The organism is Peptoniphilus sp. KCTC 25270, assembly GCF_021012875.1.
Lineage (GTDB): Bacteria > Bacillota > Clostridia > Tissierellales > Peptoniphilaceae > JAJMZJ01.
Window position 1 is genome coordinate 434,528 of the sequence record NZ_JAJMZJ010000001.1, and the last position, 14,671, is coordinate 449,198.

The window sequence follows — 14,671 nt, forward strand, 5'->3', positions numbered from 1 at the left end:
GCGGAGGTGCTGGAATCGGCAGACAGGCATGTTTGAGGGGCATGTGTATGAATGTACGTGTGGGTTCAAGTCCCATCCTCCGCACCAATCGTATATTAACGTCTATCGTTGTTTACTGTAATTTACAGGGTTTCAGCGATAGGCGTTTTTCGTTTATTAACGTCTATTCACGTTTATTTATACTAAGTCCCCGTTTTTTTCCTGTTTGAGTTTTCCTAAGAGGGAAATTAAATTACGCTATTTTAAGCCGTTTACAGCCGTTTTAGGATGGAAATAAAATACAGTCTTCAGATTTATAAGTATATTTAGGGAAATGAGGAGAAAAAAGTATAAAAGTCTAAAGTCAAAATAGGAGAATATTATGAAAAAAATTTTTGTGTTTATTTTGGTTATCTTTATAGGGGTTCTTGGCTTCTATTTGTGGAATACATATGGGCCGAAAGCTTATTACAATGAAAGGATGATGACGTTTAAAAATGAAATCATGGAAAAATATCCTGAGATTAAAGACGTAAAATATAGCATGTATGGTACAATTTTTGATATTGCTTTTTCTATAGGGAAGGAGGAGATGACAAAAGAGGAATTAATCGTCTTAAAAGAAGATGTAGCAAGCTTTTTTCCTTATTCTGAAATAAAGAAGATGGGAAACAGTTATTGGAATGAAGAAAGATATGCAGATAGCTTCCAAGTCAATATTTTCTTAAATGAATCGATTTCTAAGGACGACGCTCCCACATTTCGATTGGAAACGGAAGAAAGATATAATTTTAACAGCTATAGAGTTCGGGCAGAAAGGCCATTGGATGAATACGACAATTATTATAAAAAATGGTCTATAACAGATCTTAGAACACTTGAGACTATTTATAATGATTATGACAAAGAATGAGGGGCAATAAGCGACAAGCTTATTTCGCTTACATAAATATCTTGTATAAAAGAAAAAGGAGGATAAAAAATTTTCCTTTGTATAAGATTTATTAAATAGAATATTGTCTTCATGCTTCAAAAGGATTTGATCGAATTCATGGAGCAAAGCAAACTTCGAATTCATCGTTAGAAAAACAATGAATATAGAGGATAAACAGCCTCTTTCATGTCGCTCTTTTTCTAAAAATGTGCTATTCTTATTCTAGTGAAACAATATTTGTCGGACGGTTTCAAAAAGTGAATTTAGGTAGGATGCACAATTATATAGGTAAATTAAAAAAGTCGGTCGTAGCCTATCCAAACCGAGGATTTTATGAAAACGCGGTAAAGGCTTATAATGTTTAAGAAGGTTATCAAGCAGTTCGTTTTTAGGGAGATAAAAATATAACCGGAAAGGTTCAAGGAGATCAAGATGTTTAGTAATAAAAAAAAGTATTCAATCCTATTTGGTATTTTTCTGAGTCTTTTCTTTTTCTTGATAGCATGTTCAAAAACTCCTGAAAAAGTTATCGATAAACCAAAAGAAGTTGATTTTCAAAAAATTGGCACTACGATTAAGGATTTTCAAGGAGAGGAAGTCCCTCTTGAAAAATTGAAAGAAATGGCTGTGAGAAATAAGGATGGAAGTGTTGTTTTAAAATTTGAAAGTGGAGACGAATATTTATTTGATGAAAATAGTAATGTTATTGATGCTACGATAAATAACGAATGGAAGGATATAAATGAAGAAGAGGTTCCTTTTCCTAAGAGAGATTATGTTGATTTCATTCGAGATAAATACGTTCCCTCTGAGTTTGATCAAGAGAAGCAGGGATATTTAACTAGATCGTATCTAAAATACGATTTTTCTAAGGAAAATCCAGCAAAAATTTTCAATCCGTATATGTGTGTTTCTATAGATTTTGATAATATTAGGAATGCTGTTATAGGCTATAATATTCGAAAAGAATTTGATATAACAGAACCACCAAAGATTAGCGAGGAAGAAGCTATAAAAATTGCTGAAGAGGTTGTATCTGAAGATATTCTAGAACGTGCGAAAGAGGAGACAACAGCAATCCTTGATGTAGAAAAATCAAATAATTTCTTGGCTCATATGCCAGAATATTCTAAGGTGGATACAACAGAAGTGGGAAAAATAGAACCAGATGTAGTTCATTTAGTTTATGAAGTACAAATACACGATGTGTTCGTATATGTTGATGCGTATGATGGGGAAGTAGTCGGTGGAGATGCTTATGCTTCTTAAAAATTATAAAGGTTAGCTCTATAAAAATGTTTCCATTAATTCGATGAAATGGGAGCATTTTTTATTTTAGTATAAGGTTGTATAAATTCATAAAATATGACTCCAATAAAACAAAGTTGCACGAAGAAAAGAAATTGTAGAAAAGAATCGTTATTAAATAAAGGAAAAGGAATGAAAAAATACTAAGAACGTTATATCAAAAAATATTCTAAATTGTATTTCAAAAAAATGTATATAAAATATTAAATTCGGTAAAATTTGCTGAAAATCCAAATAAATGAAAGCGATTATCATAAATAAGGGAAAGAATATACATTGTGTTTAATATACATTGGGAAAATGAGGAAAATTTTCACATATCGATTCCACATGTAGATTTTTTCTCTCTATTTTGCTATAGTAGGTAAGGAAGGAACCTGTTATATTCTTCAATGGATTTCGGAGCTTATAGAAGTAAGCTCCTAATTGCGCGTTATCAATAAAACGCTTGCCTATTGAAGACAGGATAACTGTGTTTTAAATGCATGCAAGGGGTGAAAGAATGGCAAAAACTAATCTCACATTCTCTGTGGGCGGCGTTCATTTTGATGAACACAAGGAAGCCACGGAAGGGATTGCAATTGAAAAGATGCCTACTCCAAAGTTGGTTCGTATTCCAATGAGTCAACATATCGGAGCTCCATGTCAACCAACTGTAAGTGTTGGGGATCATGTTTATGTAGGCCAAATTGTAGGTAATACGGAGGCTTTTGTATCTGCTGCCGTACATAGTAGTGTTTCAGGAACTGTAGTTGGAATCGAAAAAGGATTTGCAGCGGATTCTCGTTTTGCAGATATGGTAGTGATTGAATCTGATGGAAAAGACGAGTTAGATCCAAGCATTAAACCAATCGACAATTACAAAGATCTATCGATTGATGAGATCATGACACTTGTTAAAAATGCAGGTATTGTTGGTATGGGTGGGGCAGGATTCCCATTACACGCAAAATTAAAAGGTGTAGATCCTGTACTTGATGTAGTTATTTTGAATGGGGCAGAGTGTGAACCATTTTTAACTTGCGACCATCGTTTGATGTTAGAACAAAGCGATGAATTGTTGGGCTCTTTACGTTTATTTGCGGACTTATACAATACCGAAGAGGCCTATGTTGCAATTGAGGAAAACAAGCCAGATGCTATTGAAAAGTTAAATCAAATGGTAGCAAATGAATACAAAGGCTTGAAAGTAGCTACAATGAAGACAAAATATCCTCAAGGGGATAGTAAGCGTCAATCAGAGGCAGTTGTTGGTAGAATTGTTCCTCAAAATGGGGTTACAAATGATGTAGGGGTATTCTTAACAAATGTAGCGACTGCGAAAGCATACTACGATTTGATTACTAAGGGAATTCCTTCTTATGAACGTATTATCACTGTTTCTGGTTCAGGAATTGTTGAGCCTAAGAATATTGCAGTACGTATTGGTACTCCAGTTCGTGATATCCTAGAATTCTGTGGTGGAGTAAAAGATAACACCATTGAAATCATTTGTGGTGGTCCTATGACTGGTAAGTCTGTATTTAACTTAGATGCTCCTATTACGAAAACCACATCTGGTATTCTTGTATTCACTGATGTTGAAATTCAAGAAAAAGTGGAATCTCCATGTATTCAATGTAGTCGTTGTGTAGATCATTGCCCAGCGAACATTAATCCAACAAAAATCAATGCGGCGATTAAGAGAAATCGTGTTGATTTGTGTCAAGAATATCATGCAGATCAATGTATGGAATGTGGTATCTGTAGTTTCGTTTGTCCTGCTAAACGTTATTTAAGTGAATCTTTGAAACTTGCAAAACGTGAAGTACGTGCATTCGCTACGAAAAAATAGGAGGGACTATTGTGGAAAAGAATCAAGTGAATCAATCCATGGCCTTACAAGGTGATGGCCATTTTGTCCAATTGGCTCCTCATATTCGCTCTAACGATACAGTAACAAAGATTATGCGCGATGTGATTATTGCGTTAATCCCTGCTATTGCTGGTAGTGTGTATTTCTTTGGTATGAGCGCTGTTTGGATTTATCTAATTAGTATTGTATGTTGTGTAGCTAGTGAATATATCTTCCAAAAGTTGACAAAAAAACCAATTCAAGTGGGAGATTTATCTGCTGTTGTTACTGGTATTTTATTGGCAATGAATATGCCTGCTGGCGTACCTTGGTACGTTGTAGCTATCGGTGCAGTTTTTGCGATTGTTTTAGTAAAAGAATGTTTTGGTGGTATTGGTGGTAACTTTGTGAATCCTGCTTTGGCAGCTCGTGCTATGTGTATGGCTTCTTGGCCAGGATTGATGACTGCTTATACAAATCCTGATGGAATTGCAGCAGCGACTCCATTGAGCATTATCAAACAAGGGGGAGATTTATCTGCATTGCCTTCTTTAAGCCGTATGTTTATTGGTGACATCGGTGGGGTAATTGGTGAAACTTCTGCTCTACTATTATTAATTGGTGCATTGTACTTAATTATTCGTAAAGTAATTGATTGGAAAACTCCAGTAATCTACGTTATAGTAACAGCTATTTTCTGTTTGATTTTGGGAATTCCAACAGATCTTCTTCCTTATGAAGTTCTTGGTGGTGGTTTATTCTTAGGTGCTTTCTTTATGGCAACTGACTATAGTTCAACACCAGCAAATAAAAAAGGTAAAATTATTTTTGCCATTGGTTGTGGTCTTTTAACTGCAGTTATTCGTACAAAAGGTTCGATGGCTGAAGGTGTATCTTATTCTATTTTGCTAATGAATGTTGCTTCACCTTTGATTGACCGTTTGACAAAAACAGAAGCATACGGGGAGGCGAAATAAATGAAAGAATATCTTCGTCTAGGTTTAGTTTTATTAATATTTTCTGCGGCTGCAGGAGCTATCTTAGCTGCTGTTAATGGGTTTACATCTCCTGTTATTGCAGAAGCAGAATTCCAAAAATCAGTAGAAGCATATGTAGATATCTATGGAGATTTAGCAGATGATTTTGAGCCAATGGAAGATGCAAAAAAAGCATCTTTAATGGAACAATATCCACAAATTGCTGATATTTTCGTAGCGAAAAAAGGTGGAGAAGTTGTAGGATACGGTGTGAACTTCTACGCATATGGATATGGTGGACAAATGCAAAATGCAGTGGGTCTATTAAACGATAAAACCATTGCTGGTTTTAGAAATATCCAAAATGCAGAAACACCAGGTATCGGTACAAAAATTACTGAACCGACTTATTATGAAAAATTTGCAGGCAAAAACTTCTCTGGTGGAGAATTAGTAGGATCTCAAGAGGCAGCAAATGAAAATGAAGCTCCATTAATTAGCGGTGCAACAGTTTCTACTTCTGCGGTATTGGATGCGTTAAACTCTGTGTTGGTTGAATACGACACAATCAGTGCACAATAAAAAGGAGGGTTCTAAATGAGTTTATCTAAAGTTTTTAGCAGTAGTATTCTAAAGAACAATCCAATTTTTATGCAATTGATTGGTTTGTGTTCTGTGTTGGCCGTAACAAATACTTTGACAAATAGTATTGCAATGGGTGCTGCGGTAACTTTTGTAGCTATGATGTCAAATGCAGTAGTTTCTTTATTAAGAAAGGTAATTCCTGATAAAATTCGTATCCCAGCGTTTATCGTTGTAATTGCAACATTCGTAACATTAGTAGAAATGATTCTACATGCTTACGTTCCAGCAATCTACTCTGCATTAGGTATTTTCCTTCCATTGATCGTAGTAAACTGCTTGATTCTTGGTGGAGCAGAGGGATTTGCTTATGAAAATAAAGTAATTCCATCGCTTGTACAAGGAATTGGGTCAGGCGTTGGATACAGTTTAGCAGTTATCGCAATGGGCTTTATCCGTGAATTATTTGGCTCTGGATCTTTATTGGGAATGCAAATTTTCCCTGAAAGCTATCCTGGAATTGGATTTTTAGTATCTCCTGCTGGAGCATTTATGCTTCTAGGACTTCTTATCGCTGGATTCCGTGGCTTTATGAAAAAAAGAGCAAACTAGGAGGCTAAGTGATGGAAAATATTTTAACGATACTTATTTCAACTATTTTGGTTAACAACTATATTTTCGCTCAGTTCTTGGGGATTTGTCCTTTCTTAGGAGTTTCTTCCAAAACGGAAACAGCGGTTGGTATGGGTGTGGCCGTAACATTTGTAGTAGTAATTGCTTCTGCAGTTACTTGGTTACTTCAAACTTTCGTATTGAATCCATTAGGACTTCAATATTTACAAACAATTGTATTCATTCTCGTAATTGCATCTTTGGTGCAATTTGTAGAAATGTTCATCAAAAAATCATCTCCTGCATTATACAATGCAATGGGTGTTTACTTACCATTGATTACTACAAACTGTATGGTATTAGGTGTAACTGTACTTAACATTCAAAATGAATACAATTTCATTGAAACATTATTTAGTGGATTGGGTGCTTCTCTAGGTTTCACTTTGGCATTGATTTTACTTAGTGCTTTACGTGAAAGACTTGAAATTGTACCTGTTCCAAAACCATTGCAAGGCGTTCCTATTGCATTGATGAGCGCTGGATTAATGGCAATTGCATTTTATGGCTTCCAAGGCCTAGTATAGGAGGCGAGATATATGGATAATATTCTATTTGCAACACTTATACTTGGAGTTATGGGCCTTGTATTCGGAGTTGTTTTAGCAGTAGCAGCAAAAGTGTTCTTCGTAGAGATGGACCCTAGAGTAGCTCAAGTTTTAGATGCCCTACCAGGTGCGAACTGTGGTGCTTGTGGATTCCCAGGATGTGAAGGATTGGCAAATGCCATTGCTGCAGGTAGCGCACCTGCAAATGGTTGTGCTATTGGTGGACAAGAGGTTGCACAAGAAGTTGCTTCTATTATGGGAGTAAACGCTGGTGAAATGGAAAAAGAAGTAGCGGTTGTTCGTTGTCAAGGTACTTGCGATGCGGCAAAAGACAAATTCCAATACAATGGTTTGGTTGACTGTCGTCTAATGGGAGACTTTGCACAAGGAGCAAAAAGTTGTTCTTCTGGTTGTCTAGGTGGCGGTACTTGTGTTGCTGCATGTGAGTTTGACGCAATTCATGTAGTAAACGGGGTGGCTGTTGTAGACAAAGAAAAATGTGTAGCTTGTCGTAAATGTATTGATATTTGCCCTAAAAATATTATTGGTTTAATGCCATACAAACAACAAACAGAGGTAAAATGTTCTACACATGATGCTGGTAAAGTTGTTCGTGCAAACTGTAGTGTAGGATGTATTGCTTGTGGTATTTGTGAAAAAAGCTGTCCAAAAGATGCAATTCACGTTACAGATAATTTGGCTAAAATCGATTATGAAAAATGTATCAACTGTGGTATTTGTGCTTCTAAGTGTCCAACTGGAGCCATTGATGTTGATTACAAAGAGCGTTTAGAAAAAATGAAAGAAAAAGATCGTTTAGCGAAAGAAGCAAAAGCGAAAGCGGCAAAAGAAGCAGCGGCTCAAAAAACAAACGCTTAAATAACAAAAACCTTAGGTCTTTGGATCTAAGGTTTTTTTGTACCCATTTTCTTTGAATTTATGAATCCTATTTTGGAATATGGTATAATGAAGAATGAATCTGAGAAATAGGGGGAACTATGAAGAAAAAAGATTTAATTGTAATAGCGATTGTTTTACTAGTTGCATTAGGAGTGGGAATTCCTTTTATGATGCCCACAAAATCTAAAGCAGCAGATAAATATATAAGTATTCAAGTAAATGGAAAAGAAACACAGCATATAAATTGGGATAAAAATTCCTTTGGGAAGAAAATTAAGATCGAAGGTGTTGGGGGAACCAATTATGTAAAAATTACGGAAGAAGGTGTTTCTATGATTGAAGCAGATTGCCCAGATCAAATCTGTATTAATATGGCTCCAATAAAAGATACAGGGGAAATGATCGTTTGTTTACCTCATCGTGTAATTGTTGAGATTAAATCAGAAACAGCAGATGATGATTTGGATGTTATGTTGAGGTAATTATGAGAAATACGAAGTTACGAAAACAAATTTTCCTTAGTTTACTTGTTGCCATAGGTGTTGCCATCGGATTTATTGAAAATAGCATTCCCTTACCAATTGCTATGCCAGGAGCACGTTTGGGATTATCCAACATTGTGATATTGACTTCCATTGTTGTTTTTGGATGGAAGGAAGGGATTACGGTTGCTCTATTGAAATCCGTTTTGTTAATGCTTGTTACAGGCAATGTGATGAGTTTTTTCTATAGTTTTGCAGGCGCTTTCTTGTCTTCTATTTTTATGTCCCTTTTTGCCTATAAAGTACGAGGATTTTCTTTAATCGGCGTCAGTCTAGTAGGGTCTTTATTTCATAATATAGGGCAAGTAACGGTAGCCTACTTCATTGTACAGAATATAGGAATTTTTTCTTATTTGCCTCTTTTATTGGTTTTAGGGATTTTTACTGGTATATTTGTAGGGATTGCCTCAAAAATATTGATTCAGCAAATGGAAAAAATTGGTTTTAGAGGGAGGATGGAATTTTGAAGGAAATTATTTTAGCGTCCACTTCTCCAAGAAGAAAAGAGCTTTTGAAAAGATGTGTAGAAGAATTTCAGATTCAGGCTCCAAAATTCAATGAAGAAGAAATCCAATGTTTGGATCCAAGAATTTGTGCGATGGCATCGGCTTATGGAAAGGCGTATTCGATTTTTTCAGAAGAACAAGAAAAAATTGTAATAGGAAGCGACACAATTGTAGTTTATGAAGATAAAATTTTGGGGAAACCTAAAAATCGCGAAGAAGCGAAAGAAATGCTCCGCTTATTAAGTGGTCGTACCCATAGAGTGATTTCGGGAATTGCAATTTTTTCTAAGGAAGATAAAGTGGTAGATTGCGTAGAAACCCTGGTCACATTTTATTCTTTGACAGAAGAAGAAGTGGAAGCCTATTTGGATACAGGGGAATATATAGATAAAGCCGGTGCTTACGGCATTCAAGGGTATGGAGAAAAATTGGTTAAAGGATATACGGGCGAGTTAGAAAATGTAATTGGATTGCCTATTGCATATATAAAGAGCTATTTTCAAAATATAGGAGTATAACCATGGAACGCTTCAATGGCTTAGAAAAACGAAAAACAATGAAGGATTTCTCTCAAGAGTTGCGCCCTAGGGAAAAATTGATGTTAAAAGGCCCAGAAAGTTTATCTGATGAGGAACTTTTAGCTATTTTATTAAGGACCGGTACAAAAGAGGAAACCGTATTGGAAATGTCTCGCAGGCTTTTGTCTGAAATTAGTGAATTAAATTATAATTATTCAGGGCTACCTGCCTTAATTCATGCGACGCTAGATGAGTTTCATCAGATTAAGGGGATTGGCCCCGCAAAGGCTTGTGAACTTATAGCGATGGTGGAGATTTCTAAGAGAATTGGAAAGGGATCTGCTACAGAATTTACAAGTATAACAAGTCCTGCAGATGCAGTTCGTATATTTATGTCGGAGATGCGTTTTTTGCCCATTGAAATGTTTTATGTTGTAGGATTAGACGTAAAAAAAAGAATTCAATTTGTGGATCGAATTTCCAAAGGTACGGTAGACTCTGCCATCGTTCATCCAAGAGAAGTATTTTCGAAAGCCATTGCAAGACAGAGCCATTCTCTTATATTGTTGCACAATCATCCAACGGGGATTGTCACTCCATCAAAGGAAGATTTGCGTTTAACGGATCGATTGAGAGAAGCGGGGAAAATATTAGGGATTTCTGTTGTTGACCATATTATCATTGGAGATAATGTGTATTTTAGTTTTTTAGAAAAAGATTTATTATAGAAAGGCCAATGAATGGATAAATTAAAGAAATTAAAAAAGCAATGGATTTTTAGTATTGCTTTTATTTTAGTGTTTTTGTTTCTAGGGTTTACAAATATAGGTCATAGAAGTTTAGAATTTGTGGAAACATCCCTTGCCGAAATTTTTAGTCCAATCCAAAGAAGTTTAGGGTCAGGAACTACATATATTGCAGATGGGCTTATTTCCATTGGAAACGTAGGAAATCTATCAAAAGACAATCGAGAAATGAAGCAAAAACTAATGGAACTGGAAGAGGAAAATCGAAATCTTAAAGATATTATTGCTCGCTCTCCTCAGCTAATGAATGAATTTACTATGATTAATAATTCCGATAAGAAATTTTTGCAGGCAAGAGTAATCGGAAAATCGGAGGGAACCTATTTCCGCTACTTTTCTATTGATAAGGGCGAAAAAGAAGGAGTAAAAATAGGGGATACAGTTGTAATTGCTTCAGAAAGTGGACAAGATGTTGCCATTGAGGGGCTTGTGGGAAAAGTTGTAAAAACATCCAATCATTGGGCGAAAGTAAGTACAATCATTGAAGAAGGTTCAGCCGTTGGATTCCGAACCGTTCGAAATTCAGAAGGTGGGATTGTAAAAGCAGAAAACAATTCTTTATCCGGATATGCTTTCGATATGAATGGAGATATTGTACAAGGAGATGAAGTATATACCTCAGGAATTGGCGATGTCTATGCAAAAGATATTTATATTGGAAGAGTAGATAGAGTAAACACGGATGAGGACAAAATGATTAAAAACATACGTATAGTACCCGTTGTAAATTTTCACAAACTCTATACTGTATTCGTAATAACGGAGTGATTTTATGGTGAAAAAACTATTGTATTTTTTGATTCTACTCATCTTACCTTTTTACTTTATTCATCCCATTCGTTGGACCATTCCTCTTATTGGCTGGGTGGATGTATTTTTTATGGTATTTTTTTATTTTGTAATAAAAAAGATTCCCTATGGAATTATTTATGCCATTTTTGTAGGTATATTTATGGACATTTTTGTTGCTCCCTATTTAGGGTTTTATGTAGCGGTAGAGGTATTTTTATATTTTTTGATTTACTTTAGCAATAAATTGAAGCTTTTTTCCTCTCCTTTGGCGACTTTTTTAATGAGTATTGGGATACTGTTGGCTCAGTCTCTTTTTTCGGGAATATATCTGCTATTGTTTAGAGGTCATTTTGTTTTCGATGTTTCTCATTCCATTGCGACAGGAATTGTAACGGGATTCATTTTATTTTTGATATATGACCGAATCTTCGATACAAGAAGTTTGTATTTAGAAAGGTAATTTATGAAAGATTTGCTAAATAAAATTCGAGGCTGGAATCGAATGCATGTGTTTCAATACATAGTGCTTGCTCTTTTTGTGTTACTTATTTTCCAATTGTTTCGAATTACTGTCCTTCAAGGAAAATCTTATAGAGAACTGGCAGATTCTAGACGATTAAAAGAAGTTCAAGTAACGGCTCAAAGAGGGAATATAAAGGACCGAAACGGAGTTATACTGGCTGGGAATCGTCCTGTATTTACGGTTCAATTGCGTAAAGATGAGCTGGAAACGGTCGATCCGGAGATAAAAAATAATAATTTCCTACGTCTTTCCCGTTATATTGAAGAAGATGGCGTAGAGTATAAGGATAGTTTTCCTATTCAACTGAATTCTTTCGTATTTCGTAATTTAAGTGGATATACCAAAGAAGAATCAGTCGAAGATTTGATTTTTCAGGTATTTTCTCAAGAAGAAAATTGGAAGGATCTATTAGGAAGAACTTACCAAAAACCATATAAAAATCATTTTTCCTATTCTATTTTACGGCAAGTTCTAAATGCTACAGGGTGGGACAGCGAAAATGGATATATGGACTATAATGAAAGAACCAACACGGTTTCTTATCGAAGCGAACCCCTAAGAAATCAATTCAAAGAGGCTCATAATCTGTCCAAAGAAGCAGGAATTGAGCAGGATTTGCCTATTGTCCTAGCAAATAATGAAACAATCATTCGACAAATTTATCAAAACTCTATTGGACGAGAATTAATTTACAAAACCATTCAGAAAAATCATTTGCTGCCTCAAATCTCTCTGCGAAAATTTGGGCTTAAATATTTTGATGATTATATAGAGGCCAAAGCTGTTTTGATGAAAAACTCTTCAAAAATTACTTGGGATTCCACGGCAAAAGAAGATTTTTACTCTTTGTTGAGAGAAAAATCCTTCTACAATCTATTATTGCAGGATGGAACCGAGGAGAACAAAGAACCATTGCATTATCTAAAAGAATATTTAGAAAATAATACAGATTGGAAAGAGATAAAATACACCAAAGACGGAAATTACCTTCAAATAAAAAACAAAGAGGTTGATATTACCGAAGATGTTCTGAAAGAAATGGGAAAAGCAAAGTCCATGGAAGGATTTTTATCTTTAGAAAATATGCGTTCGTTGGCTCAAAGACAAATTATCACAGACGGAATCAATCCAGGGATTTCCATAGGAGATGGAAACTATCAATATACTTCTCTTAAAAATGCAATGGACTTTTTTGGTCGTTATCGCATGGAAACAAAGGATGGAGCCGAAAAATTATTCGATGAAATTTGCAAACGAAGAAAAGTGGAAGATTCTCTATCTCCTTATGAAAAACGAGATATCTTAAATATTTATAATGAAGTAGACAATCAAGGAAATTATGCCTATGTGCCAATTAACTATGCCTATGAGGTATCTGATGAAACTGTGGCGAAAATAGAAGAAAATTTGCCCATTAACCAAGGAGTTGAAATTTCCATAGAACCAATACGAAATTATCCTTTGGGAAATTCAGCGGCCCATGTTTTAGGCTATATAGGAAATATTGCCATGGATACAGAGATTGAGAAGTTTGTTAATAAAAATGGATACGATAGAAATGCATTGATTGGTAAAACCGGAATAGAAAATGTCTATGAAGATCGTCTTCATGGAACAAATGGAAGTCAACATTTGACAGTGGATTCTGTAGGGAATACGACAGAAATTATTCGAGAAACGGCCCCAAAACCAGGAAAAGATGTACAATTGACCATTGATGTGGATATTCAACAAAAGGCAGAGGAAATCTTAAAGAAAGAATTGGAAAATATTCGAAAGGGAGGGCAATACCAAAGCCCTTGGGGAACTTTCCAATATCTTTCTAGTGATGAAAAGGGACGCCCCTATTCTCAAGCAACTAGCGGATCGATTGTCGTAGTAGATGTAAAAGATGGTGGAGTTCTAGCCATGGCGAATTATCCAGATTACGATCCCAATCTTTTTGCCAAAGGAATCAACGCCATGAATTGGGAAAGTCTAATGCCAGAGGAAGAAGACAATCCTCTTGCTCCAAGACCTTTGTACAATACGGCCATGCAATCCGCTGTGCAGCCGGGAAGTATTTTTAAGATGGTAACAGGGATGGCAGGTTTGGAAAAAGGATTGGATCCTAAATTGGCCATTCCAGACGGCGGATTTGTAGATGTAGGAAATCATCGATTTGGTTGTTGGCTTTGGAATCAAAAAGGAGAAGTTCATGGGGATGAAACGTTAGCAGATGCCATTCGAGATAGTTGTAATTACTACTTCTACACCATCGCTTTGGGAGAAAATCAAAAGACAGGACAAAGTGTAGGAGTAAAAGTAGAAGCCGATGATATTTCAAAAATGGCAAAACAATTTGGGTTGGGAGAAACCAGTGGATTGGAAATAAAAATCCCTCAAGAAACAAAAGGAGTTCGTCCAAACCCTGAGTCAAAAGGAAATCTTCTAAAAACTTTGCTCAATAATTTCTTAAACAATCATATTGAAAGCCTATATATAGGAAAAGAAGAATTACAAGATGAGAAAAAACAAGAATTGATCAATAAGATAATTGCTTCTTTAGATGAAGAAAAAACCATGACTCGTCCCCAAGTATATGAATTTTTGAAAGCTTTAGAAATAGATCCAGACAAAAGAGTTGAGGGACAAAGAGTTCCTTTTGTCGATCTATTAAAATATACCTATATCGATCAAGCAAAATGGACCATAGCTGATACATTAAATGTTACCATTGGCCAAGGAAACAATTCTTACACGCCTGTACAAATTGCTCGATATGTAATGGCCTTAGCCAATCATGGAGACTTGCACAAATTGCACATTGTAGATAGGGTGGTAGACCCTACTTCAAAAAAAGTTTTGGAAAAAACCAAAATTGAAACGGAAAAGATAGGAATAACCAACGAGGCCTTTTATGATGAAATTCGAAATGGGATGGAAATGGTGGCAGATAGTGGAGTAAATGAAGCAATTTTCAAAGATTTTCCTGTTGATGTTGCCATTAAAACTGGAACGGCTCAAAGAAGTGGGGTAAATCCTTATACAGGAGACACGTATGACAGCTTTGCCTGGGAGGTTGGCTTTGCTCCATCGAAAGATCCAGAAATTGCTGTTTGTATTCTTTTATTCCAAGGAGGAAGTGGATCCAATGCAAGTCCACTTATGCAAGGGGTTATGGCTGAATATTTTGGATTAAATAAGAAAATTTACACAGACGAACTTCCCATTGAAACAAAGATAGATTTTTAGAAAAAGAGGTGAAAAT

At 35.6% G+C, this 14,671-nt stretch carries 15 protein-coding genes and 1 tRNA gene; all 16 read left to right on the top strand.

What is annotated here, in order from left to right; translation table 11 throughout:
• The 16 genes from LQU94_RS02065 (at position 1) to LQU94_RS02140 (ending at position 14,655) form a co-directional block, all read left to right on the top strand.
• A tRNA-Leu gene (locus tag LQU94_RS02065) sits at positions 1–87 on the top strand.
• Positions 88–361: 274 nt separating this feature from the next.
• Positions 362–892 carry a hypothetical protein gene (locus LQU94_RS02070; RefSeq protein WP_230634777.1) on the top strand — a complete coding sequence of 177 codons (531 nt, stop codon included), beginning with the start codon at positions 362–364 and terminating at the stop codon, positions 890–892.
• 453 nt (positions 893–1,345) lie between these two features.
• Entirely contained in the window at positions 1,346–2,182 is an 837-nt protein-coding gene (locus LQU94_RS02075) for a PepSY domain-containing protein (protein WP_230634779.1), read from the top strand.
• A gap of 541 nt (positions 2,183–2,723) precedes the next feature.
• Positions 2,724–4,055 (top strand): electron transport complex subunit RsxC, encoded by a 1,332-nt coding sequence (gene rsxC / locus LQU94_RS02080; RefSeq protein ID WP_230634781.1) that lies wholly within the window; start codon positions 2,724–2,726, stop codon positions 4,053–4,055.
• Between the two features lie 11 nt (positions 4,056–4,066).
• Positions 4,067–5,032: an RnfABCDGE type electron transport complex subunit D gene (locus LQU94_RS02085; protein ID WP_370631498.1), complete on the top strand. Its 966-nt coding sequence runs from the start codon at positions 4,067–4,069 to the stop codon at positions 5,030–5,032.
• The gene (locus tag LQU94_RS02090) at positions 5,033–5,614 is read left to right on the top strand and encodes an RnfABCDGE type electron transport complex subunit G (protein WP_230634783.1); all 582 of its coding nucleotides are present in this window, start codon (positions 5,033–5,035) and stop codon (positions 5,612–5,614) included.
• 15 nt (positions 5,615–5,629) lie between these two features.
• A complete protein-coding gene (rsxE, locus tag LQU94_RS02095) occupies positions 5,630–6,226 on the top strand; it encodes an electron transport complex subunit RsxE (RefSeq protein WP_230634785.1) in 597 nt (198 codons plus the stop codon).
• Positions 6,227–6,237: 11 nt separating this feature from the next.
• Positions 6,238–6,813, top strand: coding sequence for an electron transport complex subunit RsxA (gene rsxA, locus LQU94_RS02100; protein WP_255702367.1), 576 nt, complete (start codon positions 6,238–6,240; stop codon positions 6,811–6,813).
• A 12-nt stretch (positions 6,814–6,825) separates the two neighbouring features.
• A complete protein-coding gene (locus LQU94_RS02105) occupies positions 6,826–7,713 on the top strand; it encodes an RnfABCDGE type electron transport complex subunit B (protein ID WP_230634789.1) in 888 nt (295 codons plus the stop codon).
• Between the two features lie 119 nt (positions 7,714–7,832).
• Positions 7,833–8,216 carry a NusG domain II-containing protein gene (locus LQU94_RS02110; RefSeq protein ID WP_230634791.1) on the top strand — a complete coding sequence of 128 codons (384 nt, stop codon included), beginning with the start codon at positions 7,833–7,835 and terminating at the stop codon, positions 8,214–8,216.
• A 2-nt stretch (positions 8,217–8,218) separates the two neighbouring features.
• Complete coding sequence (locus LQU94_RS02115; RefSeq protein WP_230634793.1) at positions 8,219–8,743, top strand: Gx transporter family protein; 525 nt, start codon at positions 8,219–8,221, stop codon at positions 8,741–8,743.
• Positions 8,740–9,300 carry a nucleoside triphosphate pyrophosphatase gene (locus LQU94_RS02120; protein ID WP_230634795.1) on the top strand — a complete coding sequence of 187 codons (561 nt, stop codon included), beginning with the start codon at positions 8,740–8,742 and terminating at the stop codon, positions 9,298–9,300. The genes LQU94_RS02115 and LQU94_RS02120 overlap by 4 nt, the downstream gene beginning before the upstream one ends.
• A gap of 2 nt (positions 9,301–9,302) precedes the next feature.
• Entirely contained in the window at positions 9,303–10,028 is a 726-nt protein-coding gene (gene radC, locus LQU94_RS02125; protein WP_230634798.1) for a DNA repair protein RadC, read from the top strand.
• Between the two features lie 12 nt (positions 10,029–10,040).
• Positions 10,041–10,874: a rod shape-determining protein MreC gene (gene mreC / locus LQU94_RS02130; protein WP_230634800.1), complete on the top strand. Its 834-nt coding sequence runs from the start codon at positions 10,041–10,043 to the stop codon at positions 10,872–10,874.
• Between the two features lie 4 nt (positions 10,875–10,878).
• Positions 10,879–11,358, top strand: coding sequence for a hypothetical protein (locus tag LQU94_RS02135; protein WP_230634802.1), 480 nt, complete (start codon positions 10,879–10,881; stop codon positions 11,356–11,358).
• Positions 11,359–11,361: 3 nt separating this feature from the next.
• On the top strand, positions 11,362–14,655 hold the full coding sequence (locus tag LQU94_RS02140) for a penicillin-binding transpeptidase domain-containing protein (RefSeq protein WP_230634804.1): 3,294 nt from the start codon (positions 11,362–11,364) through the stop codon (positions 14,653–14,655).
• Positions 14,656–14,671: the final 16 nt, after the last annotated feature.